Raw genomic sequence first — 2,799 nt, forward strand, 5'->3', positions numbered from 1 at the left:
ATATGACGTTTTATCATATTGTTGAATAGGTATTAAATTGGCGAAATACGGTTCTTCATTTCACAAAAGCCCTCTCTTTATTTAGCAGAAACAAGCAGAAATTCCGTAAACACCCCCATGTTGCCCTCCTTTACATCCGGGTGTAGAGAGCCGGTACATCCGGGTGTAAGAGGGGGCAACATGGGGGTGTCCGGCAACTAAAGTACCGTGCCGGACAATAAAAACTACCCGGTTTTACCTATTTTATAGCCGTTTTTACATAAAATAATCGAGTGGTTTGCAGGGATGGGAATAGGGTGTTTATTGTTTGTACTATTTGTAATGTATTAATATACAGTTGTATATAAGCGGAGTGTCTATTTTTATCCAAATTGCCAGTGATAGGGTTGTGATACCGTAGTGATAGAGAAAACGGGCATATATCACAAATAAGACAAGTTGAATATCAATTGGTACAAAGAAATCAGTGATACAGTGACAGAGGAAGTGGAAAACGATTTTGTGACACGCTTTATAAGAAGTGGTCATATGTCTTAAGCAACATCGAGATCATGGAACGATTACCCCAAGGACTGAATAATCAGATATTCCGCAATCCGGCTTACAGCATATGATACTTCTTCAACTCCTTCCTCAGTTCTAACGCTTTCCCCTCTGTGACCTTGTCCATCAATGCCCAAAAACGGTCACTGTGGTTCATCTCGATGGTGTGGCAAAGTTCGTGGAGGAGGACGTAGTCGATCAGGTGCCAGGGCAGGAGCATCAGGGAAAGAGAGAGATTGATGCTGCGACGTGGTGTGCAACTACCCCAATGGCTTTTGCTGTTGAAGATTTTTACATCCGTGCAGGTGAAGCCGTGCCGGGAGGCCAGGTCGAGCAACCGTGAAGGTAAGAGGCGGCGGGCCTCATGCCGGAGGGCTTGCTCAATGAAGTCTTTCAGGAGTTTTTGTACACGTTCGTCGGCGAAGTCGGTCTGCGAGGGACAGGCGATATGCAGGACGCCATCGTCTAATTTCATATAGAAGTTAGCCCGGTCGGTACGGAAGACATGGAGGCGGAACGTTGCGGTTTGCATCTTCGTCTCATCTGTCAGGAGCGGGCGGGCGGGATGTTTGGCAAGGGCGGCAAGAAGTTTTTCCTTGTTTTCCCGGATAAAAGCGAGCATACGCGCTTCGTTTCCACCCGGAGGCATGGTAGCCGTAATCGTCCCTTTGGAGATTTTCAGTGTGTAACGGGTAGCACGGGGACTGGTGCGGAGGTGGATGGTTCCTAACTCTTTATCTTGTATCGTCTTTTCCATATCGTTCACAAAAGTAATATTTTCCAAGCAAACAATATATGCCCGGAATTGCTTATCTTTGTGCCCGAATAACGAAAATGAGTATAAACAATAAATAATTAAGCAATCATGAGCAAGAAAGCCCTTTTAATGATTCTTGACGGCTGGGGTATCGGCGATCAAGGTAAAGACGATGTAATCTTTAACACTCCCACTCCTTATTGGGACAGCCTGCTGGCCACTTATCCTCATTCACAGTTACAGGCAAGCGGTGAAAACGTAGGGTTGCCTGACGGACAAATGGGTAACTCTGAAGTCGGACACCTCAATATCGGGGCCGGACGTATCGTTTACCAGGATTTGGTGAAGATTAACCGTGCTTGTGCCGACAATAGCATCATGAAGAACCCTGAAATCGTTTCTGCCTTCTCTTACGCCAAAGAACATGGCAAAAATATCCATTTCATGGGGTTGACCTCCAACGGTGGCGTACACAGTTCTTTCGACCACCTGTTCAAACTTTGCGATATCTCCAAGGAATATGGAATCGACAATACTTTCATCCACTGCTTCATGGACGGTCGTGACACAGACCCGAAGAGCGGTAAAGGATTTATCGAACAACTGACGGCCCACTGTGCACAGTCTGCCGGAAAGATCGCATCCATCGTCGGTCGTTTCTATGCAATGGACCGCGACAAACGTTGGGAACGCGTGAAAGAAGCCTACGACCTGCTGGTTGAAGGCAAGGGCAAACAGGCTACCGACATGGTTCAGGCCATGCAGGAATCGTATGATGAAGGCGTGACCGACGAGTTTATCAAACCGATCAACAACGCTACAGTAGATGGTACGATCAAAGAAGGCGATGTCGTGATCTTTTTCAACTACCGCAACGACCGTGCAAAAGAATTGACTGTCGTGCTGACCCAGCAGGATATGCCGGAACAGGGTATGCACACGATCCCTGGTTTGCAGTATTACTGCATGACTCCGTACGATGCTTCTTTCAAAGGGGTCCATATCCTGTTCGACAAGGAAAACGTCCAGAACACATTGGGAGAATACCTGGCTGAAAACGGGAAAACACAGCTTCATATCGCCGAGACGGAGAAGTACGCTCATGTGACTTTCTTCTTTAACGGTGGTCGCGAAACTCCGTACAAAAATGAAGAACGTATCTTGGTTCCGAGCCCGAAAGTCGCCACTTACGACCTGAAGCCGGAAATGAGCGCTTACGAAGTCAAAGACAAGTTGGTTGAGGCTATCAATACGCAGAAGTTCGACTTCATCGTCGTGAACTATGCTAATGGTGATATGGTTGGCCATACCGGTATCTATAGTGCCATCGAAAAGGCCGTAACGGCTATCGATAACTGCGTGAAAGACACGGTCGAGGCTGCCAAAGCCAACGGCTATGAAGTAATCATCATCGCCGACCACGGTAATGCCGATCACGCGCTCAACGAAGACGGTACTCCCAACACGGCTCACTCCCTGAACCCGGTTCCTTTTGTATA

At 47.3% G+C, this 2,799-nt stretch carries 2 protein-coding genes; one reads left to right on the forward strand and one right to left on the reverse strand.

All coding sequences use genetic code 11. The features are described 5' to 3' along the window. Positions 1 to 601 precede the first annotated feature (601 nt). Positions 602 to 1,300 carry a M48 family metallopeptidase gene (locus BHV83_RS00330; protein ID WP_005634281.1) on the reverse strand — a complete coding sequence of 233 codons (699 nt, stop codon included), beginning with the start codon at positions 1,298 to 1,300 and terminating at the stop codon, positions 602 to 604. A 108-nt stretch (positions 1,301 to 1,408) separates the two neighbouring features. Here BHV83_RS00330 and gpmI point away from each other — a divergent pair. Continuing rightward, positions 1,409 to 2,799, forward strand: a 1,391-nt coding sequence (gene gpmI / locus BHV83_RS00335; RefSeq protein ID WP_286755254.1) for a 2,3-bisphosphoglycerate-independent phosphoglycerate mutase, incomplete at its 3' end; no start/stop codon positions are given.

Source organism: Parabacteroides sp. merdae-related_45_40 (assembly GCF_001915675.1).